Source organism: Streptomyces sp. NPDC050704, from assembly GCF_040654355.1.
Lineage (GTDB): Bacteria > Actinomycetota > Actinomycetes > Streptomycetales > Streptomycetaceae > Streptomyces.
This window is the reverse complement of record NZ_JBFAHW010000040.1, coordinates 17,258-40,773: the sequence shown is the minus strand read 5'-3', so window position 1 is coordinate 40,773 and position 23,516 is coordinate 17,258. Positions and strand designations below refer to the sequence as shown.

18 protein-coding genes and 2 pseudogenes are annotated in these 23,516 nt (G+C 70.7%); 15 read left to right on the top strand and 5 right to left on the bottom strand.

The features are described from left to right. Window position 1 precedes the first annotated feature (1 nt). From AB0I18_RS23925 to AB0I18_RS23870, 12 genes are read left to right on the top strand one after another with little or no spacing between them, the layout of a single operon-like run. A complete protein-coding gene (locus AB0I18_RS23925) occupies window positions 2-1,330 on the top strand; it encodes an O-antigen ligase domain-containing protein (protein WP_363107589.1) in 1,329 nt (442 codons plus the stop codon). Window positions 1,331-1,332: 2 nt separating this feature from the next. Continuing rightward, on the top strand, window positions 1,333-2,643 hold the full coding sequence (locus AB0I18_RS23920; protein WP_363107588.1) for a glycosyltransferase: 1,311 nt from the start codon (window positions 1,333-1,335) through the stop codon (window positions 2,641-2,643). Beyond that, window positions 2,570-3,829 carry a class I SAM-dependent methyltransferase gene (locus AB0I18_RS23915; protein WP_363107587.1) on the top strand — a complete coding sequence of 420 codons (1,260 nt, stop codon included), beginning with the start codon at window positions 2,570-2,572 and terminating at the stop codon, window positions 3,827-3,829. The genes AB0I18_RS23920 and AB0I18_RS23915 overlap by 74 nt, the downstream gene beginning before the upstream one ends. Next, a complete protein-coding gene (locus AB0I18_RS23910) occupies window positions 3,826-4,671 on the top strand; it encodes a glucose-1-phosphate cytidylyltransferase (RefSeq protein ID WP_363107586.1) in 846 nt (281 codons plus the stop codon). The genes AB0I18_RS23915 and AB0I18_RS23910 overlap by 4 nt, the downstream gene beginning before the upstream one ends. Continuing rightward, window positions 4,668-5,330, top strand: coding sequence for a PIG-L deacetylase family protein (locus AB0I18_RS23905; RefSeq protein WP_363107585.1), 663 nt, complete (start codon window positions 4,668-4,670; stop codon window positions 5,328-5,330). The genes AB0I18_RS23910 and AB0I18_RS23905 overlap by 4 nt, the downstream gene beginning before the upstream one ends. 3 nt (window positions 5,331-5,333) lie before the next feature. After that, on the top strand, window positions 5,334-6,359 hold the full coding sequence (locus tag AB0I18_RS23900; protein ID WP_363107584.1) for an SDR family oxidoreductase: 1,026 nt from the start codon (window positions 5,334-5,336) through the stop codon (window positions 6,357-6,359). After that, window positions 6,356-7,654: a DUF4910 domain-containing protein gene (locus AB0I18_RS23895; RefSeq protein WP_363107583.1), complete on the top strand. Its 1,299-nt coding sequence runs from the start codon at window positions 6,356-6,358 to the stop codon at window positions 7,652-7,654. The genes AB0I18_RS23900 and AB0I18_RS23895 overlap by 4 nt, the downstream gene beginning before the upstream one ends. After that, the gene (locus AB0I18_RS23890; protein ID WP_363107582.1) at window positions 7,651-8,958 is read left to right on the top strand and encodes a hypothetical protein; all 1,308 of its coding nucleotides are present in this window, start codon (window positions 7,651-7,653) and stop codon (window positions 8,956-8,958) included. Before AB0I18_RS23895 ends, AB0I18_RS23890 begins: the two co-directional genes overlap by 4 nt. Further along, entirely contained in the window at window positions 8,955-9,911 is a 957-nt protein-coding gene (locus AB0I18_RS23885) for a glycosyltransferase family 2 protein (RefSeq protein WP_363107581.1), read from the top strand. Before AB0I18_RS23890 ends, AB0I18_RS23885 begins: the two co-directional genes overlap by 4 nt. Then, on the top strand, window positions 9,908-11,146 hold the full coding sequence (locus AB0I18_RS23880) for a polysaccharide pyruvyl transferase family protein (protein ID WP_363107580.1): 1,239 nt from the start codon (window positions 9,908-9,910) through the stop codon (window positions 11,144-11,146). The genes AB0I18_RS23885 and AB0I18_RS23880 overlap by 4 nt, the downstream gene beginning before the upstream one ends. Beyond that, a complete protein-coding gene (locus AB0I18_RS23875; protein ID WP_363107579.1) occupies window positions 11,143-11,694 on the top strand; it encodes a dTDP-4-dehydrorhamnose 3,5-epimerase family protein in 552 nt (183 codons plus the stop codon). Before AB0I18_RS23880 ends, AB0I18_RS23875 begins: the two co-directional genes overlap by 4 nt. 7 nt (window positions 11,695-11,701) lie before the next feature. Then, on the top strand, window positions 11,702-13,054 hold the full coding sequence (locus AB0I18_RS23870) for a glutamate-1-semialdehyde 2,1-aminomutase (protein ID WP_363107578.1): 1,353 nt from the start codon (window positions 11,702-11,704) through the stop codon (window positions 13,052-13,054). Window positions 13,055-13,071: 17 nt separating this feature from the next. Here AB0I18_RS23870 and AB0I18_RS23865 read toward each other — a convergent pair whose 3' ends face one another. After that, window positions 13,072-13,746: a phosphatase PAP2 family protein gene (locus AB0I18_RS23865; RefSeq protein ID WP_363107577.1), complete on the bottom strand. Its 675-nt coding sequence runs from the start codon at window positions 13,744-13,746 to the stop codon at window positions 13,072-13,074. Between the two features lie 407 nt (window positions 13,747-14,153). Between AB0I18_RS23865 and AB0I18_RS23860 the strand changes: the two genes are divergently transcribed. Both AB0I18_RS23860 and AB0I18_RS23855 read left to right on the top strand, forming a co-directional pair. After that, complete coding sequence (locus tag AB0I18_RS23860; protein WP_363107576.1) at window positions 14,154-14,924, top strand: methyltransferase domain-containing protein; 771 nt, start codon at window positions 14,154-14,156, stop codon at window positions 14,922-14,924. Window positions 14,925-15,212: 288 nt separating this feature from the next. Next, on the top strand, window positions 15,213-15,890 hold the full coding sequence (locus AB0I18_RS23855; RefSeq protein ID WP_363107575.1) for an SDR family NAD(P)-dependent oxidoreductase: 678 nt from the start codon (window positions 15,213-15,215) through the stop codon (window positions 15,888-15,890). Between the two features lie 18 nt (window positions 15,891-15,908). Here the strand turns inward: AB0I18_RS23855 and AB0I18_RS23850 are convergent. The 4 genes and pseudogenes from AB0I18_RS23850 to uvrA all read right to left on the bottom strand — a co-directional run bounded on the left by AB0I18_RS23850 (window position 15,909) and on the right by uvrA (window position 21,476). Continuing rightward, window positions 15,909-16,995, bottom strand: a pseudogene (locus AB0I18_RS23850) (tartrate dehydrogenase). A gap of 113 nt (window positions 16,996-17,108) precedes the next feature. Beyond that, the gene (locus AB0I18_RS23845; protein ID WP_363107624.1) at window positions 17,109-17,993 is read right to left on the bottom strand and encodes a LysR family transcriptional regulator; all 885 of its coding nucleotides are present in this window, start codon (window positions 17,991-17,993) and stop codon (window positions 17,109-17,111) included. A gap of 10 nt (window positions 17,994-18,003) precedes the next feature. Continuing rightward, window positions 18,004-18,525 (bottom strand): annotated as a pseudogene (locus AB0I18_RS23840) (sigma-70 family RNA polymerase sigma factor); the annotation flags it as partial. A gap of 68 nt (window positions 18,526-18,593) precedes the next feature. Next, on the bottom strand, window positions 18,594-21,476 hold the full coding sequence (gene uvrA / locus AB0I18_RS23835) for an excinuclease ABC subunit UvrA (RefSeq protein ID WP_363107574.1): 2,883 nt from the start codon (window positions 21,474-21,476) through the stop codon (window positions 18,594-18,596). Between the two features lie 475 nt (window positions 21,477-21,951). Here uvrA and AB0I18_RS23830 point away from each other — a divergent pair, with 475 nt between their 5' ends. Continuing rightward, the gene (locus AB0I18_RS23830; protein WP_363107573.1) at window positions 21,952-23,484 is read left to right on the top strand and encodes an MFS transporter; all 1,533 of its coding nucleotides are present in this window, start codon (window positions 21,952-21,954) and stop codon (window positions 23,482-23,484) included. Window positions 23,485-23,516: the final 32 nt, after the last annotated feature.

The following is a 23,516-nucleotide window of genomic DNA, read 5'->3' as shown; positions in this document are numbered from 1 at the left end:
GATGGGCGGGGACCTGCGGCGCGATGAGCTGGCGGACGGACCGGACACGGCGGGCACGCGGCCCGGCGCCGAGCCGCGCCCGGCCGGCCCGCCGAAGATCGTCGGCGTCGTCTGGGGGCTGCTGATCCTCAACACGCTCGGCTCCGCCGGGGCGAAGACCATCGTCCCGCTGCCCCGCTCCCTCATCCAGCTGGTCACGATGGGCGCGCTGGTCGCCGCGTTCGCGCTGGCGCTCGCGCTCAATCTCCGGCTGCGCATCCGAGCCAGTGCCTTCCTGCTCCTGCTCACCCTGCTGCTGGTGCCGAGCCTCATCTCCAGCCTCCAACTGGAGTCCGGATTCGGCGCGTTGTTCCGCTGTACCCGGCTGGCTCTCTTCATCGGCACGCTGTGGCTGCTCAGCCGCTGGTGGGACGGCGGCCTGACGTTCGTCCGGCATCACATCCGGATGTACTTCGCGGTGCTCGGGTCGGTCGCCGCCGGCGCGGTCATCTCACCGGGCGCGGCCATGCCCGAGCTCTACGGCGGACGCCTTGTCGGCGCGTTGTGGCCGCTCACCCCGCCGCAGATCGGACAGTACGCCGCAGTGATCATCGGGCTCACCGTGCTGCTCGTGCTGGGCCGCCGGACCGACCGGGTCAGTGCGGCGGTGGTCATCGTGCCCTCACTCGTCCTGCTCGCGCTGACCCATACCCGGACGGCCACGCTCGGCCTCTTCATCGGCCTCGCGTTGGCGATCGGCTCGCTCATCCTGACCAGCGCCGCGGCCCGCCGGTTCTTCACCTGGACGGTGCTGTGCGCCACGGTCGCCGCGGTGGGGTTCACCTCCGCGCTCCAGGCGTGGTTCCTGCGCGGCCAGAGCCAGGAGAACTTCTCCAACCTCACCGGCCGGGCCAAGGTCTGGGACGCCCTGCTGGCAGCGCCCAGGACGACCCCGGAGAAGTTGTTCGGCATGGGCCTGGGCGACAAGTCGTTCGGCGGGCTGCCGATCGACAACAGCTGGCTGGCCGTCTTCCACGAACAGGGTCTGCTCGGCCTGACCCTGGTGGCGGCGGTCATCATCGTGCTGGCCGGCGTCGCGCTGCTGCGGCCACCGTCGCTGTCGAGGGCCTGCGCGATCTTCCTGATCAGCTACTGCGCGATCGCGTCGTACACCGAGGCCGGGCTCGGCGACGCCTCGCCGTATCTGCTGCATCTGGCCCTGGCCGCGTCGCTCCTCGCGGCACCTGCCGTGGCCGCTCCCCTTCCGGCGCCCGAAGTCCCTCGGCTCTCGAAGCCCGAAGTGCCTCGCCGACGCGTCCCGCGATGGGCCCAACGATCGGAGGTGACCTGAGCATGCACGTCCTCGTGGTGCACAACCGCTACGCCTCGGCGCAGCCGAGCGGGGAGAACAAGGTCGTCGACCAGGAGGTGGCGCTGCTGCGCGCGGCCGGCCACCGGGTCGAGGTGTTCGAGCGGCGCAGCGACGACATCGCGGCCCGGTCGCTGCTCGGCAAGGCGGCGATACCGCTGCTCGTGCCGTGGAACCCGGCGGTACGCACGGAGCTCGCCGCCCGGTTGCGCGCCGAGCGCCCTGACGTGGTGCACGTCCACAACGTCTTCCCGCTCCTGTCGCCCGCGGTGCTTGCCGCCTGCGCCGACGTCGGCGTGCCCGCCGTCGCCACGCTGCACAACTACACCCAGGTCTGCCCACCCGGCACGCTGCAACGGGACGGCCGGCCGTGCACCGAGTGCGTCGGCTCCACGCCGCTGCCCGCCGTCCGGCACGGCTGCTACCGGAACTCCCGGCTCGCGACGGTGCCGCTCGCGGTCAGCCTGTCGGTCAACCGGCGGCGGTGGTGGTCCGGCGTGGAGCGGTTCCTCTGCATCTCCGCGGCGCAGCGCGACGTCCTGGTGGAGGCCGGTATGCCGGCCGAACGCCTTGCGGTGAAGCACAACTTCGTGCCGGAGCCGGACGCCCGCCGAACGGGCGACGGCGAGCAGCTGCTCTATCTCGGCCGGCTCGCGGAGGCCAAGGGCGTACGGCTGCTCATGGCCGCCTGGGACGAGATCGCGGCGAGCGGCGGTGTGGGCGTGCCGCTCGTGATCGCCGGCACGGGGCCACTGGAGCCGGAGGTGACCGCCTGGGCGGCGGGCCGGGACGACGTGCGCTACGTCGGCCTGTACGACCCGGCTCAGTGCCGCCAGGCCATCGCGCGGTCGGTCGCCGTGGTGGCTCCCTCGACGTGGCTTGAGGCGTTCGGCCTGGTGGTCGTGGAGGCGATGGCCGCGGGGGTGCCGACCGTCGCCGCCGGCCACGGCGCCTTCACCGAACTCGTCGAGGACGGGGTGACCGGGCTGCTGCACCGGCCGGGCGAGCCCGCCTCGCTCGCGTCCCGGATACGCCGGATCGCGGCCGAGCCGGCCCGCAACCGGGAGATGGGCCAGGCGGCCCGACGCCGTTACGAGCAGGGTTTCAGCCCGGCCGTCGGTCTTGAGCGCCTGGTGGATGAGTACCGCACCGCGATCGCGGGTCGGTCGACACAGGCTCGCGGCGGAGACATCCGCGCGAGCAGGGGGATGGGGAAAGTAGATGACACGATGCCGACTCTGCGGCTCGGAAGCGATGACGAGCGTCGTCGATCTCGGGGCGACGCCACCATGTGAGAGCTTTCTCGCCGCGGACCAACTGGACACGGTGGAGCCGACGTACCCGCTGCACCTGCGGGTCTGCACCGACTGCTGGCTGGCGCAGATTCCGCCGCTGATCACGCCGGAGGAGACGTTCAAGGAGTACGCGTACTTCTCCTCGTACTCGACCTCCTGGGTGGAGCACGCGCGTACGTACGTCGCCGACGCCGTACAGCGGGTGGGTCTCGACACCAACGGCTCCGACGCCTTCGTGGTCGAGGTGGCGAGCAACGACGGATACCTGCTGAAGCACGTGGTGGACCGGGGGATCCGCTGCCTCGGCGTCGAGCCGTCGGTGAACGTCGGCGCCGCGGCGCGGGACGCGGGTGTGCCCACGCTCACCGAGTTCCTGAGCCCGGACACCGGCTCGGCCGTCCGCGCCGAGCACGGCCCGGCGGACCTGGTCGTGGCCAACAACGTGTACGCGCACATTCCCGACGTGGTCGGGTTCACCCAGGGACTGCGCGCCCTGGTGGCCGACGACGGCTGGGTCTCCATCGAGGTGCAGCACCTGCTGAGCCTGATCGAGGAGAACCAGTACGACACGATCTACCACGAGCACTTCCAGTACTACACGGTCGCGTCCGCGATCCGGGCCCTCGCGAGCGGTGGACTCGCGCTGGTGGACGTCGAGTTGCTGCCCACGCACGGCGGCTCCATCCGGCTGTGGGCCCGGCCGGCCGAGGTGGCCGGCGAGCCGACCGGGCGGGTGGCCGACGTGCTTGACCGGGAGAAGGCCGCCGGGCTGCAGGAGCTGTCCGGGTACACCGAGTTCTCCGCCCGGGTGGCCAAGGTGCGCCGGGACCTCCTCAAGTTCCTCATCGACGCGGCCGAGCGCGGCGAGACGGTGGTCGGCTACGGCGCCCCGGGCAAGGGCAACACCCTGCTCAACCACTGCGGCATCCGGCCCGACCTGCTCCCGTACACGGTCGACCGCAACCCCTACAAGCACGGCAGGTTCACCCCGGGCACCCGCATCCCGATCCTGCCGCCCGAGCGGATAGCCGCCGACAAACCGGACTACGTCCTCGTCCTCCCGTGGAACCTGCGGGCCGAGCTGGTCGAGCAGCTGTCCTTCGTGCACGACTGGGGCGGCCGGCTCGTCTTTCCCATCCCGGAACTGAGCATTGTCGAGGGCGCGTCTGGAAAGGGCACAGCATGAAGGTCGTTCTGTTCTGCGGCGGTTACGGGATGCGGATGCGCGAGGGTACCGCCGACGACGTGCCCAAGCCGATGGCGATGGTCGGCCCGCGACCGCTGATCTGGCATGTCATGCGCTACTACGCGCACTTCGGGCACACGGAGTTCATCCTGTGCCTCGGGTACGGCGCCCACCACATCAAGGACTTCTTCCTCAACTACGAGGAGACGGTGTCCAACGACTTCGTACTGCGGGGCGGGCGGACCGAGCTGCTGTCCACCGACATCGCCGACTGGACCATCACGTTCGCGCAGACCGGCATCGAGTCGCCGATCGGGGAGCGGCTGCGCCGGGTGCGGCACCACCTGGACGGCGACGAGATGTTCCTCGCCAACTACGCCGACGTGCTCACCGACGCCCCGCTGCCGGAGATGATCGACCGGTTCGCCGTGCGCGACGCCGGTGCGTCGATGATGGTGGTGCCGCCGCAATCGTCGTTCCACTGCGTGGACCTGGGCGAGGACGGCCTGGTGGGGGGCATCACCGCGGTGAGCGATATGCCGCTGTGGGAGAACGGCGGCTACTTCGTTCTCCGCCAGGAGGTCTTCGACCACATACCGGAGAACGGGGACCTGGTCGCCGACGGATGCGCCCAACTCGCCAAGCGCGGCCGGTTGGTGGCGCACCAGCACCGCGGCTTCTGGAAGCCGACCGACACCGTGAAGGAGCGGGCCGCGCTCGACGCCGCCTACACCCGGGGTGACCGCCCGTGGGCCGTGTGGGAACGGGACGGCGTGCGGGCCGGTCTCCAGGGTGTCCAGGGTGCGACCGGCAGGGGCAACGGCTCCGGAGTGAGAGCGTGATCCGGCTCGGGGCCGGGCGCCTGGACCGGATCGTCGCGGTGGGCGCGCACTGCGACGACATCGCCATCGGCGCCGGCGGCACGCTGCTGACGCTGTGCCTCGCCCGGCCCGGTATCCGCGTCGATGCCCTGGTGCTCACCGGCGGCGGCAGCGAGCGGGAGCAGGAGGAGCAGGCCGCGCTCGCCGCCTTCTGCCCGGGCGCCGACCTGCGGCTGACCGTGCACAAGCTGCCGGACGGCCGACTGCCCGCGCACTGGGAGGAGGCCAAGGCCGCGGTCGAGGAACTGCGCGAGCGGGCCGAACCGGATCTCGTGCTGGCCCCGCGCACCGAGGACGCGCACCAGGACCACCGCGGCCTGGCGAAGCTGGTCACCACCGCGTTCCGCGACCACCTCGTGCTCGGCTACGAGATCGTCAAGTGGGACGGCGATCTCGGCCGTATGGCGGCGTACCAGCCGCTGTCGCCGGAGATCGCCGAACAGAAGGTGCGGCTGCTGCAGGAGCACTACCCCTCGCAACGGCACCGGCCCTGGTACGACCGGGAGGCCTTTCTCGGCCTGGCCCGGATCCGCGGCATCGAATGCCACGCGCGCTACGCCGAGGCGTTCGCCGCCACCAAACTCACGCTCAATCTCGGCACTTCCGATCTGGGGGAATGAACCTTGCGCGTACTGCTGACCGGACATCAGGGCTACCTGGGCACCGTGATGGCCCCGATCCTCACGGCCGCCGGGCACGAGGTCGTCGGCCTCGACGCCGGCCTGTTCGCCGACTGCGTCCTCGGCCCGCCGCCGGAGGACCCGCCGGGCCGGCGGGTCGACCTGCGCGATGTCACGGCCGAACACGTGGCCGGGGTCGACGCCGTGATCCACCTGGCCGCGCTCTCCAACGACCCGCTGGGATCACTGGCACCGGAGCTCACCTACGACATCAACCACCACGCCTCCGTACGCCTTGCCCGGCTGGCCCGCGAAGCCGGAGTGCGGCGCTTCCTCTACGCGTCGACCTGCTCGGTGTACGGCGCCGCCGGCGGTGACGACCTGGTGGGCGAGGACGCCCCGCTGCGCCCGGTGACGCCGTACGCGGAGTCCAAGGTGCGGGTGGAGGACGACCTGCACGCGCTGGCCGACGGCGACTTCAGCCCCGTGTTCATGCGCAACGCCACCGCCTTCGGCTACTCGCCCCGGCTGCGCGCCGACATCGTGCTGAACAACCTGGTGGGCCACGCGCTGCTGTCCGGCGAGGTCCTGGTGCTCTCCGACGGCACCCCCTGGCGCCCGCTGGTACACGCCGCCGACATCGCACGCGCCTTCGCGGCCGCGCTGACCGCGCCGCGCGAAGCGGTGCACGACCAGGCGTTCAACATCGGCAGCGAGACCAACAACGTCACGGTCGCCGAGATCGCCGAGCAGGTCGCCGAGGCGGTGGCCGGCGCGAAGGTGGTGATCACCGGGGAGAACGGGGCCGATCCACGGTCGTACCGGGTGGACTTCTCCCGGTTCCGGGCCGCGATACCCGGCTTCGACTGCGAGTGGACGGTGAAGCAGGGTGCGCTCGAACTCGCCGACGCCTACCGGAAACACGGGCTGACGCGGGAGGACTTCGAGCGACGCTTCACCCGCCTCGCCGTGCTGCGCGCGGCGTCCAACGCCGGCACCGTCGACGACACCCTGCGGCGGCGCCGATGAGAGCGGCCGGCGAACAGCCGACGACCACGCCCGGCGAAGAGATGCACGCGCTGGTGGAGCGGCTGTACCCGCTGTGCCGGAGCATCACGGGCGACGGGGTGCGCGCCACCCTGGACATCGTCGGCGAGTACATCCCGCTCCAGGTGCACGAGGTGCCGACCGGGACCCAGGTGCTCGACTGGACGGTGCCGCAGGAGTGGAACATCCGGGACGCGTACATCGCCGACACCGCCGGCAACCGGGTCGTCGACTTCGCCGCGTCCAGCCTGCACGTGCTCGGCTACAGCGTGCCGGTGTCGGCGACCATGCCGCTGGCCGAGCTGCGCGAACACCTGCACACCCTGCCGGACCACCCGAGCTGGGTGCCGTACCGCACCAGCTACTACAAACCGGAATGGGGCTTCTGCCTGGCCCAGGAGACCTTGGACGCGCTGCCGGACGGCGAGTACGAGGTGCGCATCGACTCCACACTCGCGGACGGCCACCTCACCTACGCCGAGCACGTGGTCCCCGGGCAGGTCCCCGACGAGGTGATCGTCTCCTGCCACGTCTGCCACCCGTCGCTGGCCAACGACAACCTGGCCGGCATCGCGGTGGCGACGTACCTGGCCCGGGCGCTGGCGGAGCAGACGCCGTACTACACCTACCGGTTCATCTTCGCGCCCGGCACCATCGGGGCGATCACCTGGCTGGCCCGCAACGCGGAGCGGGTGGACCGGGTCAAGCACGGGCTTGTGCTGGCCTGTGCGGGCGACTCGGGCAACCTGACGTACAAACAGAGCAGGCGCGGCGACGCGGAGATCGACCAGGTGCTGCGGCACGTCCTTGCCGCCTCCGAACGCCCGCACCACGTCACCGAGTTCACTCCGTACGGCTACGACGAGCGGCAGTACTGCTCACCCGGGTTCAATCTCGGCGTGGGCTCGCTCAGCCGGACCCCGTACGCCGGCTACCCCGAGTACCACACCTCGGCGGACAACCCGGACTTCGTCTCCCCGGAGGCGATGGCGGACACGCTCGCCGTCTGCCGCGAGGCGTTCGCCGTCCTCGACCGCAACCGGCGGTATCTCAACCTCAGTCCCTACGGCGAACCACAGCTGGGCCGGCGCGGGCTGTACGACGCGCTCGGCGGCCGCAGCGACACCAAGCAGGCCCAGATGGCCATGCTCTGGGTGCTCAGTCTCTCCGACGGCGAGCACAGTCTGCTGGACGTCGCCGAGCGGTCCGGGCTGCCGTTCGACAGCGTCGCCGCGGCGGCCGGCGCCCTGCGGGGCGCCGGGCTGATCAAGGCATGACGCCGATGGCCACCGAGGGGGAGAAGCAGGGGGCAACGGGGCGACCGGCCGGATCCGCCCGGCGGGCCCTCGTCGGCCGGCTGTCCTGGGGGCTGGCCGACCAGGCGGCCTCCAGCATGAGCAACTTCGTGGTGGGCATCTACGTGGCCCGCTCGCTCGGGGTGACCGCGTTCGGCGTGTTCAGCCTCGCCTGGGTGACCTACGGAGTGGTGCTCAACGTCTCCCGCGGCCTTGCCACCGATCCGCTCGTGGTGCGCTTCAGCGGTGTGTCGGACACGTCCTGGCGCGGTGCGGTGGCCCGGTCGTCGGGTACCGCACTCGGCGTGGGCGCAGCCATCGGCGCGGTGTGTCTGGTGGTCGGGCTCGCTCTCGGCGGCCGCTTGGGGCTCGCGTTCGCCTGCCTCGGCGTCATGCTGCCTGGGCTGCTGCTGCAGGACGCCTGGCGGTTCTCGTTCTTCGCCGCCGGCGCCGGGCGGAAGGCGTTCGTCAACGACCTCGTGTGGGGCATCGCGCTCATCCCCGCCCTGGTCGTGGCAGCCCGCGTGGGCAGCGTGGCCGCGTTCGTGCTCGCCTGGGGCGCGTCCGCCACGGTGGCCGCGGGATACGGCTACATCCAGTCCGGCATCCGGCCCCGGGTGACCGAGGCACGCGGGTGGCTTCGCGAGCAGCGCGATCTCGGCTACCGGTACCTGGCCGAGAACGTCAGCCTCAGCGGCGCGGCCCAGCTGCGCGCGTACGGGCTCGGCGCGATCGTCGGGGTCGGCGCGGTGGGCGCGGTGCGGGGCGCCGAGCTCCTGCTCGGCCCGTTCCTCGCCGTGCTGATGGGCCTCTCGCTGGTCACCGTCCCGGAGGCGGCACGGGTGCTGCGGCGGGCCCCGCATCGGCTCGGCGGGTTCTGCCTCGTCCTCGGCGGCGGGCAGGCCGCCGCCGCGCTGCTCTGGGGCGGGGCACTGCTGCTGATGCCGGACCGGCTCGGCGAGTTCGTGCTCGGCGACGTCTGGCACTCCGCCGCACAGCTCATCGTGCCGGTCACCCTCGGCGTCGCGGGCGCCGGCCTCGGCACCGGCGCGGCGGCCGGGCTGCGCGCCCTCGCCGCGGCCCGGCGCAGCCTGCGCTGCCAACTGTTCGCCTCAGTCTGCTATGTCGGCGGTGGGCTCGGCGGCGCTGCCATGGCCGGCACGGCCGGCTCGGCCTGGGGCGTCGCCGCCGCAACCGTCAGCAGCTCGGCCGTGTGGTGGCTGCAGCTGCGCTCCGCCCTGCGCGAGAACCGACAGAACCCACTCCCCCAAGTGAGGACACCATGACCGCCCATCCCAGGTTGAGCATCGGCCTGCCCGTGTACAACGGCGAGGAGTACCTCGCCGAGGCGCTCGACGCCCTGCTCGGCCAGACCTACGAGGACTTCGAGCTGGTCATCTCCGACAACGCCTCGACCGACGGGACCCAGGACATCTGCCACAAGTACGCCGAGCAGGACTCGCGCATCCGGTACCTGCGGCTGCCCCGGAACATCGGCGCCGCACCGAACCACAACCACGTGTTCACCGAGTGCCGCGGCGAGTTGTTCAAGTGGGCCTCGCACGACGACCTGTACGCCCGGGACCTGCTGCGGCGCTGTGTGGAGGCGCTGGACGAGCGGCCGGAGATGATCCTCGCGCACAGCGGCCAGGCGGTCATCGACGGCGACGGCAAGGTGAAGGTCCCGTACGAGTACCGGCTGACCACCGACTCGCCGCACGCGCCGGAGCGCTTCCGCAGTCTGCTGTTCGAGCCCGGTGGAGACGACTTCTACGGGGTGATGCGGGCCGACGTGCTGCGCCGGGTGAAGCCGCACGACAGCTACCACCACGCGGACCGCACGTTCGTCGCCGAGATCACCCTGCACGGGCCCTTCCACCAGGTGCCGGAGCTGCTGTACTTCCGCCGCGACCACCCCACCCGCGCCGAGCGGGCGAACCCTTCCAAGCGCTCCCGGTGCGTCAACCTGGACCCGCGCCGGGCGGGCCCGCTGCACCCCACGCCCCGGCTGCTCGCCGAGTACGTCTGGGGCTTCGCCTCGGCGATCCGGCGGGCGCCGTTGTCCGCGGCCGACCGGCGGGCGTGTTACGGCCACCTGGCCGCGTGGATGACCAGCCGGGTCCGGCCCGGCGCCGGCGAGCGGGTCGAGGACCGTGCCCCGGTGGACCCGGGCGGGCTCACCGTCTCCGTCGACGCCCTCGTCGCCGGCCGTGAAGGTCGTGAAGGGGGGCAGGCATGACGTCCGCGGACGAAACTCCGGTGCGCGTCGGGGTGTTCGGCCTGCTCGGCTCCGGCAACCTCGGCAACGACGGGTCGCTGGAGGCCGTGCTCGGGTACCTCCGCGCCGAGCACCCGGACGCGGCCGTGGACGCGCTGTGCGGCGGCCCCGAGGTCGTCGCGGCCCGGTACGGGATACCCGCGACGCGGCTGCACTGGTACCGCGGGGAGTACCGGACCGCGTCGCGCGCGGGCGCGATCGCGGCGAAGGGGCTTGGCAAACTCGTCGACGCCGTCCGCACCGCTGCCTGGGTGCGCCGGCACGACGTGGTGATCGTGCCGGGCATGGGTGTCCTGGAGGCCACGCTGCCGCTGCGGCCCTGGGGCTTCCCTTACTCGCTGTTCCTGCTCTGCGCGAGCGGCCGGCTGTTCGGCACCCGGGTCGCGCTGGTCGGCGTCGGCGCGGACACGATCAGCGACCGGCCCACCCGGGCCCTGGTGCGCTGGTCGGCGCGGCTGGCCACGTACCGCTCCTACCGGGACGCCCTGTCCCGCGACGCGATGCGGGCGATGGGCGTGGACACCGCGCGCGACGAGGTCTACCCGGACCTCGCGTTCGCCCTGCCGACGCCGCCGGCGAGCGCGCCCTCGGACCCGCCGGGCCCGGTCTGCGTCGGCGTCATGGACTTCCACGGCGGCAACGACGACCGCGCCCGTGCCGAGGAGATCCACCGGCGCTACCTCGACGGAACAACTCGCTTCGTCCGCGCCCTGGTTGAGGACGGCAGGCCGGTCCGGCTGCTCACCGGCGACGAGTGCGACACACCGGTGGTCGCCGCGATCCTCGACGCGGTGGACTCGCCGCTGGTCACCGCCGCCGAGGCGGCCTCGCTCGCCGACCTGATGAAGGAGACGGCGGCCGCCGACACCGTGGTGGCGACCCGCTATCACAACCTGATCTGCGCGCTGAAGGCCGGTACACCGACACTCGCCCTCAGCTATGCGGCGAAGAGCGACGCGCTCATGGCTCGGATGGGCCTTGCCGCGTACCGCCACCCGGCCCGCGAGGTCGACGCCGACCGGCTGCTCGAACAGTTCCGGGTGCTGGAGCAGCGATCGGCGGAGCTGCGGCGGACCCTGGCCGAGCGGAACCTGGTGGCCGCCCGGCAACTCGAGGACCAGTTCAGCGCCTTGACGGCGGCCCTGTTCCCGGCGACCGACCACACCCACGCCCACACCATGCGGAAGGCTCCATGAAAGCGACCGAAGTCCCGGAGATCACCGGCGCGTACCTCTTCGAGCCCACGCCGTACGTCGACGAACGCGGCTTCTTCTGCCGCACCTTCGACGCCGACGTGGTCCGCTCGGTGGGCCTCGACCCGAACGCCTTCATCCAGGACAGCCTGTCCCGCTCGGTCCGGGGCGTGCTGCGCGGCCTGCACCTGCGCTCCGGCGCCGGCGAGGCCAAGCTGGTGCGGTGCTCGTACGGGAGGATCTTCGACGTCGTCGTGGACCTGCGTCCTGACTCGCCGACCTACCTCAACCGGGCCTTCTTCGAGCTGTCCGGTGAGACGCAGGCGACCCTCTACATCCCGGCGGGGTGCGCGCACGGCTTCCAGGCGCTGACCGAGACCACCGACACCTCGTACCGGATCGACCGCCCGCACGATCCGGCCGAGGACGTGACGATCGCCTTCGACGACCCGGAGCTCGGCATTCCCTGGCCGCTGCCGGTCGCATCGATGTCCCAGCGGGACCGGGAGGCGCCGAGCCTCGCCGAGGTCCTGAAGCAGAAGGAGAGTTGAGGTCGGCGTGACCACCGAACAGACCGAACACACCGAAGAGACCGAGGAGTTCGTCCTGCCCCGGTCGCGGACGGCGAACGAGCGGCTGCACGCCATGATCCCCGGAGGCGCGCACACCTACGCCAAGGGCGACGACCAGTACCCCGAGCACCTGGCCCCGGTCATCAGCCACGGCCGCGGCGCCCACGTGTGGGACATCGACGGCAACCGCTACATCGAGTACGGCTCAGGGCTGCGGTCGGTCAGCCTCGGCCACGCCCACCCACGCGTGACCGAGGCGGTACGGCGGGAACTCGACCGCGGCAGCAACTTCGTCCGGCCGTCCATCGTGGAACTGGACGCCGCAGAACGCTTCCTGGCCACGGTGCCGACCGCCGAGATGGTGAAGTTCGCGAAGAACGGTTCCGACGCCACCACCGCCGCGGTGCGCCTCGCCCGCGCCGCCACCGGGCGCCCGCGGGTGGCCATCTGCGGCGACCATCCGTTCTTCTCCACCGACGACTGGTTCATCGGTACGACGCCGATGTCCGCGGGCATCCCGACGGCGACCAACGAGCTCACCGTGGCGTTCCCTTACGGGGACCTGGCCGCCACGGAGGAGCTGCTGACCCGGTACCAGGACGAGGTCGCCTGCCTGATCCTCGAACCCGCCACCCACACCGAGCCGCCGCCCGGGTACCTCGCCGGCCTGCGCGAGCTGGCCGACCGGCACGGCTGCGTACTGGTCTTCGACGAGATGATCACCGGCTTCCGCTGGTCCGAGGCGGGCGTCCAGGGCCTGTACGGCGTCGTCCCCGACCTCTCCACGTTCGGCAAGGCGCTGGGCAACGGGTTCGCCGTCTCCGCACTGGCCGGGCGCCGCGAGCTGATGGAGCGGGGCGGGCTGCGCCACTCCGACGACCGGGTGTTCCTGCTGTCCACCACGCACGGCGCGGAAACGCACTCCCTGGCGGCCGCGATGGCCGTGCAGACCACCTACGCCGAGGAGGGCGTCACCGCACAACTGCACGCCCTCGGCGAGCGGTTGGCCGCCGGTGTCCGCGACGCCGCGGCCACCATGGGCGTCGGCGACCACGTCGTCGTCCGGGGCCGGGCCAGCAACCTGGTCTTCGCCACCCTCGACGAGAACCGGCAGCCGTCGCAGGAGTACCGCACCCTGTTCCTGCGCCGGCTCCTCGCGGGCGGGGTGCTTGCCCCGTCGTTCGTGGTGAGCAGCGCGCTCAGCGACGCCGACATCGAGCACACCGTCGACGTGGTGGCCCAGGCATGTGCGGTGTACCGGAAGGCACTGGACGCCGCCGACCCCACCCCCTGGCTGGCCGGGCGACCGGTGAAGCCCGTATTCCGCCGCTTGGCGTGACGGGACCTGACGTGACGTCAGCGGCGCTCCCGGCGACCGGTGTCGGCCGCCCGATCGGCCAGCCGGTCGACCAGCCACGCGGTCGCCGGTGTCACCGCCAGCGCGGTGCACCAGCCGCCGAGGACGTCGGTCGGGTAGTGCGCGCCCAGGGCGACCTGCGCCCAGCCCATCGCGGCGCCGGCGACCAGCGCCGCGGCGAGCACGAGTAACGTGCCGGCCGTCCTGCCGAGGCCGAGCCGGCCGGTCGCGACCAGCGCCACCATGAGGGCGAGGGCGGTGACGAACGCGGTGTGCCCGCTGGGGTAGGACAGGTTGCCGTCGCCGTGGATGGTGCGCCCCACCAGGGGTTTGAGCAGCATCGTCGCCGCCACGGTCAGGCCGGCACCGGCAACGATGAACACCGCCGCGCGAGGCCGCCGAAGCAGCAGGCAGCCCGTCACGGTGGCCACGACCAGCATCACCGCTCCGGCGGGCTCCGCCAGGAAGTCCGTGGCCAGCGCGACGTTCCGCCACGGCGGCCGCACACTGTCCGCCGTCGGCTGGATGAACCACCTGTCCACCCTGCCGGACTCGCCGTGACCGGCGTACAGGACCCCGAGCACGACGACCACCAGCGCGGCGAGGGCCGCGATCAGCCCGAGCCACCCGCGCAGCGACGGGGGCAGCACCGCAGGCGCCGACCGGTCGGTCACACCCCCACCGCGCCCGGTCGACCCGCGCCGGCTCGCCGTGATCGGCAGCCGGTGTTCCGGATCTTGACCTCTTGAGACGGGGTGAGAGCTCGGCCAGTCATCCGACCGGTGGGCAGCCATGAATCAGTGGCCTCCTGTTTCCCCTGCTCCAGGCCCTCTTGAAGACTGTCCGCCGCAGCCCGCCGACATGGCCGCGCTGGGCCGACTTCCAGGCCCGCTCCGGCCCAACTCCCCACCATCGAGCCCCCGTTGTGTCTGACTTTGTCACCCTAACCAACCATGCCGTCGCGGCAAACCGCACCCCGCGTAGCCAAGTTCGCCGTCTCGCTGCGTGTCCGCGTCCGCTGTCATATGCTTCATATGCTTTTGGGTACTTAGGGTGGAGACTAGCCGGGGGGGCATGTCTGATGAGCCCAGCAGGACGAGGAACGTCAGTATGGAAGTCGGGGGTCAAGCGGCTCTTGGGCCGTGCGGGATTCGACATCGTGCGCGCCAACAACAACCGGGGTGGAGTGGACGACTTCATCCCCTTCGAGGCAACGGTGCGAGCCGCACGGGCGGCCGGCCTGTCGGTCGGTGACTACATCGACGAGGTCATGAACGGGACGCCTGGCGCCACCCAGTTCACCATCGACGAGCTACGCACACTCGGCGTCTTCACCGCCGAACCGGACACGGTGCTGGAGATCGGCCCCGGGTCCGGACGGTACCTGGAGAAGACGCTGAAGGAGTGTTCACCGGGCCGCTACGAGATCTACGAGACGGCGGCGCCCTGGTCCGACTACCTGGTGGACACGTTCAGCGTGGTCGCCCAACCGACCGCAGGATCCAGTCTCGCCTCGACACCCGACGGCAGTGTCGACCTCGTTCAGGCCCACAAGGTCTTCAACACCGTGACCTTCCTCTGTGCCTCCCGCTACTTCTTCGAGATGGCACGCGTCACGCGACCGGGTGGCCGGATCGTCTTCGACGTGATGACAGAGACCTGCCTGGACCCGGCCACGGTGCACGCCTGGGCGACCCAGGGCGGCGCCGGGCACGGCTCCTACCCGGCCGCCATGCCTCGCCAGACATGCGTGGACCTCTTCGCGACCCTCGACTGCGTCCTGGAGACCAGCTTCCTGGCCCCCATGGGCATCGCCTCCACCGAGGTACTCGTCTTCGGAAAGAAGGCCTGACTCCTGACAGGATTCCACCAGGTCTTCCGAAGACTGCTGCAGGTCCGAGGGGTCGAAGTCCTCGCACAGGCGGTCTCGATGTAGCCGACGAAACCGTGCCAGGGGGTCATGCCGATCAGCCCAGCAATCGGATTGACCTATCCACTTTCCCTGCTACAGTGATTCCATTGAATCGGACAGGCCTATCCGAATCATCAATCGGATAGGCCTGTCCGATTAGGGGTCGCCGCCTGGACCCCACCCGCCGAGACGTCTACCTCTCGCCACACCCCCTACGGAAGGACCGCTGTGACCAGCATCGCCATCATCGGAGCCGGCCCCCGGCTGGGCCTGGCCATCGCCCGCACCTTCGGCACCCGGGGCTTCGACGTCGCCCTGATCTCCCGCAACCGCGACAAGCTCGACGGTCTCGTCGACACGCTCACCGCCGAGGGCATCACCGCCGCCGCGTTCCCCGCGGACGTCCTCGACCGCGACGCACTCGGCCAGGCACTCAAACACGCCGTCACCCGGTTCGGCCGCATCGACGTCCTGGAGTACTCCCCGGCCGCCGGCCTCGACTCCACCGCGCCCACCACCCCGGCCGACACCGAACCGGCTCACATACAGCACGAGATCGAGTTCCAGCTCTACGGGGCCATCACCGCCACCCACGCCGTGCTGCCCGCCATGCGTGAAGTAGGCGCCGGCACCCTGCTGTTCACCACCGGCGCCCGCTCCATCAACCCGCGGCCGCCGACCGCCGACATCAACGCCGCCGCCGCTGCACTGCGCAACTGGGCCGTCAACCTGCACAAGGAACTGGCCGGTACCGGCATCCAAGCCGCCCACATCGGCATCGACGCCACGATCGGCACCTCAACCTTCTACGGACAGCCTCGGGCCACGGCCGATCAGATCTCCCCCGTCTACTGGGAGTTGCACACCACCCACCGCTATCAGGCCGAGCGGATCTTCAAGGGGTGACGCCGCATCGGCGGACCGTCAGGCGTTGAGCGCGCCGATCAGGGCCTTGATCACGTCCTCCGTCGTGGCCGTACCGCCCACGTCGCGGGTGAGGATGCCCGCCGCGGTCGTGGCCTCGATCGCCTTGTGCAGCCTGGCCGGGCAGGCCGAAGTGCTCCAGCATCAGCGCCGCGCTGCCGACCGCACCGATCGGGTTGGCCAATCCCCGACCCGCGATGTCCGGCGCGGAGCCGTGGACCGGCTCGAACATGCTGGGGAAGCGGCGCTCGGGGTTGAGGTTGGCGCTGGCCGCCAGGCCCAGGCTGCCGGCCAGGGCGCTGCCGAGGTCGGAGAGGATGTCGGCGTTGAGGTTGGAGGCGACGACGACCGACAGATCCTCGGGGTGCAGCACGAACTTGGCGGACATCGCGTCCACGAGCACGCTCTCGGTCTCGACGTCCGGGTAGTCGGCGGCGACCCGCTTGAAGACGTCGTCCCACAGGACCATGCCGTACTGCTGGGCATTGCTCTTGGTGACGGAGGAGACCTTCTTGTGTGCCCGGGTGCGGGCCAGGTCGAAGGCGAACCGCATGATCCGCTCGCAGCCCACCTCGGTGAACAGGGCCGACTGGACGGCGACTTCACCGCCGGGGCCGCGGCCGGAGAAGTTGCGGCCGCCGAGTCCCGCGTACTCCCCCTCGCTGTTCTCGCGGACGACGACCCAGTCCAGCTCGGTGTCATCGGCCTTGCGCAGGGGGCTGGTGATGCCGGGAAGGAAGGTGACGGGGCGGATGTTGGCCCACTGGTCGAAGTTCTGGCAGATCTTCAGGCGCAGGCCCCACAGGCTGATGTGGTCGGGGACGGTCGGCCAGCCGACCGCACCGAAGTAGATCGCGTCGAAGTCCTTGAGCCGCTCCAGGCCGTCGTCGTCGATCATCCTGCCGGTGCGCTCGTAGAACTCGCAGCCCCAGGGGAACTCCTGCCAGGCGAAGGCGAAGGGGGCAGCGGACCCGTTGGAGGTCTCGGCCAGGGCGTCCAGGACGGCTCGCCCGGCGGCGACGACCTCCTTGCCGACCCCGTCGGCGGGGATGGCGGCGATGCGGAACGTGCGGGGTGCGGCTGTCATGGGTGCCTCCGGCTCGCTGTCGTGCGGTCGGATTCGAGTCAACACACCGACGTCACGGCGCGTCCAAGACCTGCTTTCGATACGACGTATAGGCGTGGCCGATCGGTCCCGCGTCAAACGGCGGGTGCCCGCCGCTGTGCCAGCGACCCGGTGAGAGCGAGGAACGCCCGCGCCGCCGGCGTGAGGTGGGCGGGCAGGCTGACCATCGCCACGTGGAGTTGGGCGGTCGGCTCGATGGGGGCGACCACCGCGCCGCAGCGGCGGGCCAGCCGGGTCCAGGAGGAGGGCAGGACGGCGACGCCGACGCCGGTGAGGACCAGCGGCAGGATCGACGTGCGGTGGTCGACGACCGTCACGATCTCCGTTCCGGTGCCGCCCGCGGTGATGTCGTCCACGATGCTGCGCATCAGGCTGCCGGTGCGGGACGCGATGAGCTGTCGGCCGGCCAGGTCCTCGGGCCGGATCGTGACGTCGTCCTCGACCGCCCCGCCGGGCGCGGCGACGACCACGAACGGCTGGTCCTCGACGTGCAGGACGTCAAGGCCGGAGGGGTGCACGGGGGCGGCGCTGCCCAGCAGGCCCAGTTCGCAGGCGCCGTTGCGGACCAGGGAGACGACCTCGTCCGGGGTGAAGGCGGCCTGGGTGCTCACCGTCACCGACGGATGCAGTTCGGCGAAGCGGTGGATGAGGGTGGTGAGCGGTTCGATGCCGGGCGAGGGCATCGTGGCGACCTCGACGGTGCCGCCGTGCAGCCCGGCGAGCGCGGCCGCGGTGTCCCGTACGGCGGCCAGGTCCCGCAGCACGCGCCGGCTCGGCTCCAGCAGTTCCGCACCGGCTTCGCTCAGTACGACGCCCCGACCCACCCGGTGGAAGAGGGCCACTCCGAGATCGGCCTCCAGGTTCGCCATCGCCTGGGACAGCGACGGCTGGGCCACATGGAGGGCGGCGGCGGCCTTGCTGAAACCTCCGTGCTCGACGATGGCGAGGAAGTACTCCAGTTGCCGGGTGCAGTTCGCGCCTGACCCGCGCCACGCGGTTGATGACCTCCACGGTGTGGATCGGGATGCGGATGGTGCGGCCCTGGTCGGCCAGGGCCCGGGTGACCGCCTGTTTGATCCACCAGGTCGCGTACGTGGAGAACTTGAAGCCCTTGGTGTAGTCGAACTTCTCCACGGCCCTGATCAGCCCGGTGTTGCCCTCCTGGATCAGGTCCAGGAACTGCAGTCCGCGTCCGGTGAAGCGCTTGGCGACGGAGACCACCAGGCGGAGGTTGGCCTCGGTGAGGTGGTTCTTCGCGCGGTGGCCGTCCTCGGCGAGGAGGGACAGTTCCCGGCGGAAGTGCGGGTCCGGGCCGGGTTCTTCGGCGAGGAGGTGCTCGGCATACAGGCCGGCCTCGATGCGCTTGCCCAGGTCCACCTCCTGTTCGGCGGTCAGCAGCCGGACCTTGGTGATGAGCCGCAGGTAGTCCTTCACCTGGTCGACCGTGCCGGTGTCGGAGGAGAGCCGCGCACGGGGCGCGTCGGTCTCGTCGGTCTCCTCGGCCTCCGCGAGCCGGAGTTCCTCCGGGTCCGCCACCCGGGTCGCCGCCTCGGTGACGCTCATGTCCGCTCCAGTTCCAGCTCCAGCAGGGAGTTGAGGAATCGTCCGGTGTGCGACCGGACGTCGGCCGCGACCTGTTCGGGGGTGCCTTCGGCGATGACCTCGCCGCCCCGCAGGCCGCCCTCCGGTCCCATGTCGATGAGCCAGTCGGCCGACTTGATCACGTCGAGGTTGTGCTCGATGACGACGACCGTGTTGCCGCCGTCGACCAGTCGTTGCAGCGCCGTCAGCAGCCGGTCGACGTCGGCGGCATGGAGGCCGGTGGTGGGTTCGTCGAGTACGTAGAGGGTGCGTCCGCGGGTACGGCGCTGGAGTTCGGCGGCGAGCTTGACGCGCTGTGCCTCACCGCCGGACAGGGTGGTGGCCGCCTGGCCGAGCTTCACATAGCCGAGCCCGACGTCGTCCAGGGTCCGCAGATGCCGGGAGATGATCTGGTGGCCGTCGAAGAAGTCCACGCTCTGCGCCACGGTCATGGCCAGGATGTCCGCGATGGACCGGCCCTTGTAGTGCACGTCGAGGGTTTCCCGGTTGTACTGGGCGCCCTTGCACACCTCGCACGGGACGTACACGTCCGGGAGGAAGTTCATCTCGACCTTGATGGTGCCGTCGCCGTAGCAGTGTTCGCAGCGTCCGCCCTTGACGTTGAAGGAGAACCGGCCGGGCTGGTAGCCGCGCACCTTCGCCTCCGGGGTCTGGGCGAACAGCTTGCGCAGGTGGTCGAAGACGCCCGTGTACGTCGCCGGGTTGGAGCGGGGGCTGCGGCCGATCGGCGACTGGTCGACCTGGACCACCTTGTCTACGTGCTCGATGCCGGTGATGGCGCGGTGCCGGCCCGGCACCTTGTGCGCGCGGTGGATCCGCTGGGCGAGCGCGGTGTGCAGGATGTCGTTGACCAGGGTCGACTTGCCGGATCCTGATACGCCGGTGACGGCGGTGAACACCCCGAGCGGGAAGGACACCGTCACGTCGCGCAGGTTGTGCTCGGACGCCGCGTGCACGGTGAGGGCACGCTCCTGTGTCGGCTGTCGCCGCTGGGCGGGCAGCGCGATCCTGCGGCGTCCGGAGAGGTAGGCGCCGGTGAGGGATTCCGGGTGCTCGGCCAGCTCCCGCACGGTGCCCGAGCAGACGATCCGGCCGCCGTGGGTGCCGGCGCCGGGGCCGATGTCCACCACCCAGTCGGCGACGCGCACCGTCTCCTCGTCGTGCTCGACCACGATCACCGTGTTGCCGCGGTCGCGCAGCCGCTTCAGAGTCTCGATGAGCCGCTGGTTGTCGCGCTGGTGCAGTCCGATGGACGGCTCGTCAAGGACGTACAGCACGCCGGTCAGGCCGGTTCCGATCTGGGTCGCCAGCCGGATCCGCTGCGCCTCCCCGCCGGAGAGGGAGGCGGCGGGCCGGTCGAGCGAGAGGTAGTCGAGGCCCACGTCGAGCAGGAACCGCAGCCGCTCGCCGATCTCCGCGAGCACCGCCTCGGCGATCCGCCGCTCGCTGTCCGTCAGCTCCAACGCACGGACGAACCCGGCGAGTTCACCGAGCGGCAGCGCGGCCGTCTGCGCGATGCTGCGCCCGCCGACCGTGACCGCCAGGACGCCCGGGGCGAGGCGGGCGCCCCCGCAGGCCGCGCACGGCACCTCGCGCATGTACCCGGCGAACCGGTTCTGCGCGGCCCCGGACCCGCCCCCGGACTCGGCACCCTCGGCGCCCTCGGCGTGGCGGCGCTCGATGTGCGGGATCACGCCTTCGTAGCGGGACAGGTGCGAGCGCTCGCGGCCGAACCGGTTCCGGTATGCGAGGTGCAACTGGCGGTCCGCCCCGTGCAGCACCATCTCCCGCACGTCGGCGCGGAGTTCGCGCCAGGGCGTGGCCGTGCTGAAGTCGGCGTCGGCGGCCAGGGCTTCGAGCAGGCGGGTGAAGTAGTCGGCGCCGCTGGTGTTGGTCCAAGGGGCGATGGCGCCCTCGGCCAGGGACTTGGAGTCGTCCGGTACGACGAGAGAGGGGTCCACCTCCATACGTGAGCCGAGGCCGGTGCAGGCAGGGCAGGCACCCCAGGGCGCATTGAAGGAGAACAGGCGGGGCTCCAGTGACTCCAGGCCGAGCTCGTGGGCGCGCGGGCAGGCCATCGCCTCGGAGAAGACCATTTCGTGGCCCGTGGACCCGGGTTCGCGATCCACGAACTCGATCCGCAGGGCACCGCCGCCGAGGCCCAGCGCGGTCTCCACGGACTCCGTCAACCGCTGCCGTACGCCATGCTTGACGGCCAGCCGGTCCACGACCACGTCGATAGAGTGCTGCTTGCGCTTGTCGAGTGCGGGCGGCTTGGCCAGCGCGAGGACCGTCCCGTTCACCCGGACCCGGCTGAAGCCGTCGGCGGACAACTGCCGGAAGACCTCGGCGTGTTCGCCCTTGCGGTCGCGGACGACCGGGGCCAGCACCTGGAAGCGGGTCCCCTCGTCCTCGTCCAGGAGCAGGTCGACGATGCGCTGCGGTGTCTGCCTGCTGACCGGCTCGCCGCACTTCGGGCAGTGGGGATGACCGATCCGGGCGTACAGCAGTCGCAGGTGGTCGTAGACCTCGGTGATGGTGCCGACCGTGGAGCGCGGATTGCGGCTCGACGTCTTCTGGTCGATGGCGATGGCCGGGGACAGTCCCTCGACGGCATCGACGTCGGGCTTGTCGAGCTGCCCGAGAAACTGCCGCGCGTATGCCGAGAGGGATTCGACGTAACGCCGCTGACCTTCGGCGAATATGGTGTCGAACGCAAGACTTGACTTTCCGGATCCGGATACGCCCGTGAATACGATCAGCGCATCCCTGGGCAGATCGACGGACACATCACGGAGATTGTGCTGACGGGCACCCTTGACGACGATGCGATTTATCACGAAGCCAACGGTAACACCGCGACTTCACCGGTGACGGCCCTTGTCCGGCGTTATCCTCGTGTGGGGAACATCGCCCTTGACAGGGAAGTCGACCGTGTGGGCACAGAAAGAGAAAGCCGTCCCGAGACGTTACTGGGCAGGAATCAGTGCTCAGAGAAAAGGCCTATCTGTCAAGTTGCCCGCCAGCCGGATTCGGGGTTCCTGGACGATATTCAGAGCCCGGAGAAAAGGCCTCCTTGTCAAGGGTGACCTTTGCCACACTATTTACGGTCCGATCCGGGCCGTCGGCCGGTGCTAGGTTTTTTTGTGTTCCAAAGGCGCCATCTGCCCCCCTGCCTGAACGCACGGGACCATTCCTCTTCTGCAGCGAAAGCGCGAAGTTCACCGCCTTATCGAGTGTCCCCTTTTCCAGTGTGGCCCCGGCCGTTTTCCGGCCGTGCTGCTCCACCGACATGTCTCTTCTGGAGTCTTTTTCATGCCCACCGAAAGCGCGGCCACGGCCGCCGTGGCCCCGGCCGGTACACCCCCCGCACAGCCAGGCCGAAGCCGGCACCTCGGGCTGGCCCTGCTCGTCATCGCCGCAGCGCAGTTGATGGTGGTACTGGACGCCACCATCACCAACATCGCGCTGCCCGCCATCCAGACCGACCTGAACGTCACCGACGCGAACCTCGCCTGGATCGTCAACTCCTACGCCCTGGCCTTCGGCGGCCTGCTGCTCCTCGGCGGACGGGCCGGTGACCTGTTCGGACGCCGGCGCATGTTCCAGGCCGGCATCACCGTGTTCACCCTGGCCTCCCTGCTGGGCGGACTCGCCCCCAACGAGAGTCTGCTCATCGGCGCCCGAATCCTGCAGGGCGTCGGTGCCGCACTCGCCGCCCCCAGCGCCTTGGCACTGATCACCACGACGTTCCCGCAAGGCAAGCGGCGTAACACCGCGATGGGGGTGTACGCGGCCATGGGCGGCGTCGGCGCCACCGTCGGCCTGCTCCTTGGCGGCGTCCTCACCGACCTGCTGGACTGGCGCTTCGTGTTCTTCGTCAACATCCCCATCGGCCTGGTGGTGCTCGCCGGCACCAGGACCCTCGTCGAGGCGGAACGCCACCCCGGCCGCCTGGACATTCCGGGCGCCATCACCGGCACCGGCGGACTGCTCGCCCTGGTCTACGGCATCACCCGCGGCGGCGAACACGGCTGGACCAACACCCTGACCCTGGTCTCCTTCACCGGGGCCGCCGCGCTGCTCGCCGCCTTCCTCCTGCTGCAGGCCCGCGTCTCGGACCCGATGATGCCGCTGCGCCTTCTGAAGGACCGTAACCGCTCGGGTAGTTACGCCACGATGCTGTTCATCGGCGCGGGCATGTTCGCCACCTTCTACTTCCTGACCCTGTACATGCAGCTCATCCTCGGCTACAGCCCGGTGAAGACCGGCTTCGCCTACCTTCCGTTCAGCTTCGGCATGGCCGCCGCCGCGGGCATCAGCGCCAAGCTGGTCACCCACGTCGCGCCCCGCATGATCGCCGGCCCCGGACTGCTGGTCGCAGCCGTCGGCATGTTCTGGTTCGCCACCCTGGAACCGGACTCCTCGTTCACCTCACACCTGATGCCCGCGATGTTCGTCACCGCGCTCGGCCTGGGCATGAGCTTCGTACCGATGACCCTCGGCGCGGTCAGCGGCGTCGCCCACCACGACACCGGCATCGCCTCCGCCCTGCTCAACACCGCCCAGCAGATCGGCGGCGCCCTCGGCCTCGCCATCCTCTCGACAATCTCCACGTCGGCCGCCGACGACAAGCTCCCGGACGCGGCCACCACCCTCTACCGAGGGCTCGCCGCCAAGGACTTCGGCCTGGTGGCCAAGGCCGGCGAGGCCCTGACCCACGGCTACACCATGGCCTTCGTCGCCGCCGGAACCATGTTCCTCGCGGGCCTCGCCATCACCGTCTGGGCCATCAACGCCGGACGGCAGCACGCGGAAGACGGCGCCCCGGCCGTCCACATGGGCTGAACAAACACCACCCGCAGACCGCGCGCGGTGCA

Bases quoted from the DNA above. Each gene is read 5' to 3' on its own strand.
- AB0I18_RS23925 (WP_363107589.1), top strand. From the start codon at position 2: ATGGGCGGGGACCTGCGGCGCGATGAGCTGGCGGACGGACCGGACACG.
- AB0I18_RS23920 (WP_363107588.1), top strand. From the start codon at position 1,333: ATGCACGTCCTCGTGGTGCACAACCGCTACGCCTCGGCGCAGCCGAGC.
- AB0I18_RS23915 (WP_363107587.1), top strand. From the start codon at position 2,570: ATGACACGATGCCGACTCTGCGGCTCGGAAGCGATGACGAGCGTCGTC.
- AB0I18_RS23910 (WP_363107586.1), top strand. From the start codon at position 3,826: ATGAAGGTCGTTCTGTTCTGCGGCGGTTACGGGATGCGGATGCGCGAG.
- AB0I18_RS23895 (WP_363107583.1), top strand. From the start codon at position 6,356: ATGAGAGCGGCCGGCGAACAGCCGACGACCACGCCCGGCGAAGAGATG.
- AB0I18_RS23890 (WP_363107582.1), top strand. From the start codon at position 7,651: ATGACGCCGATGGCCACCGAGGGGGAGAAGCAGGGGGCAACGGGGCGA.
- AB0I18_RS23885 (WP_363107581.1), top strand. From the start codon at position 8,955: ATGACCGCCCATCCCAGGTTGAGCATCGGCCTGCCCGTGTACAACGGC.
- AB0I18_RS23880 (WP_363107580.1), top strand. From the start codon at position 9,908: ATGACGTCCGCGGACGAAACTCCGGTGCGCGTCGGGGTGTTCGGCCTG.
- AB0I18_RS23875 (WP_363107579.1), top strand. From the start codon at position 11,143: ATGAAAGCGACCGAAGTCCCGGAGATCACCGGCGCGTACCTCTTCGAG.
- AB0I18_RS23860 (WP_363107576.1), top strand. From the start codon at position 14,154: ATGAGCCCAGCAGGACGAGGAACGTCAGTATGGAAGTCGGGGGTCAAG.
- AB0I18_RS23830 (WP_363107573.1), top strand. From the start codon at position 21,952: ATGCCCACCGAAAGCGCGGCCACGGCCGCCGTGGCCCCGGCCGGTACA.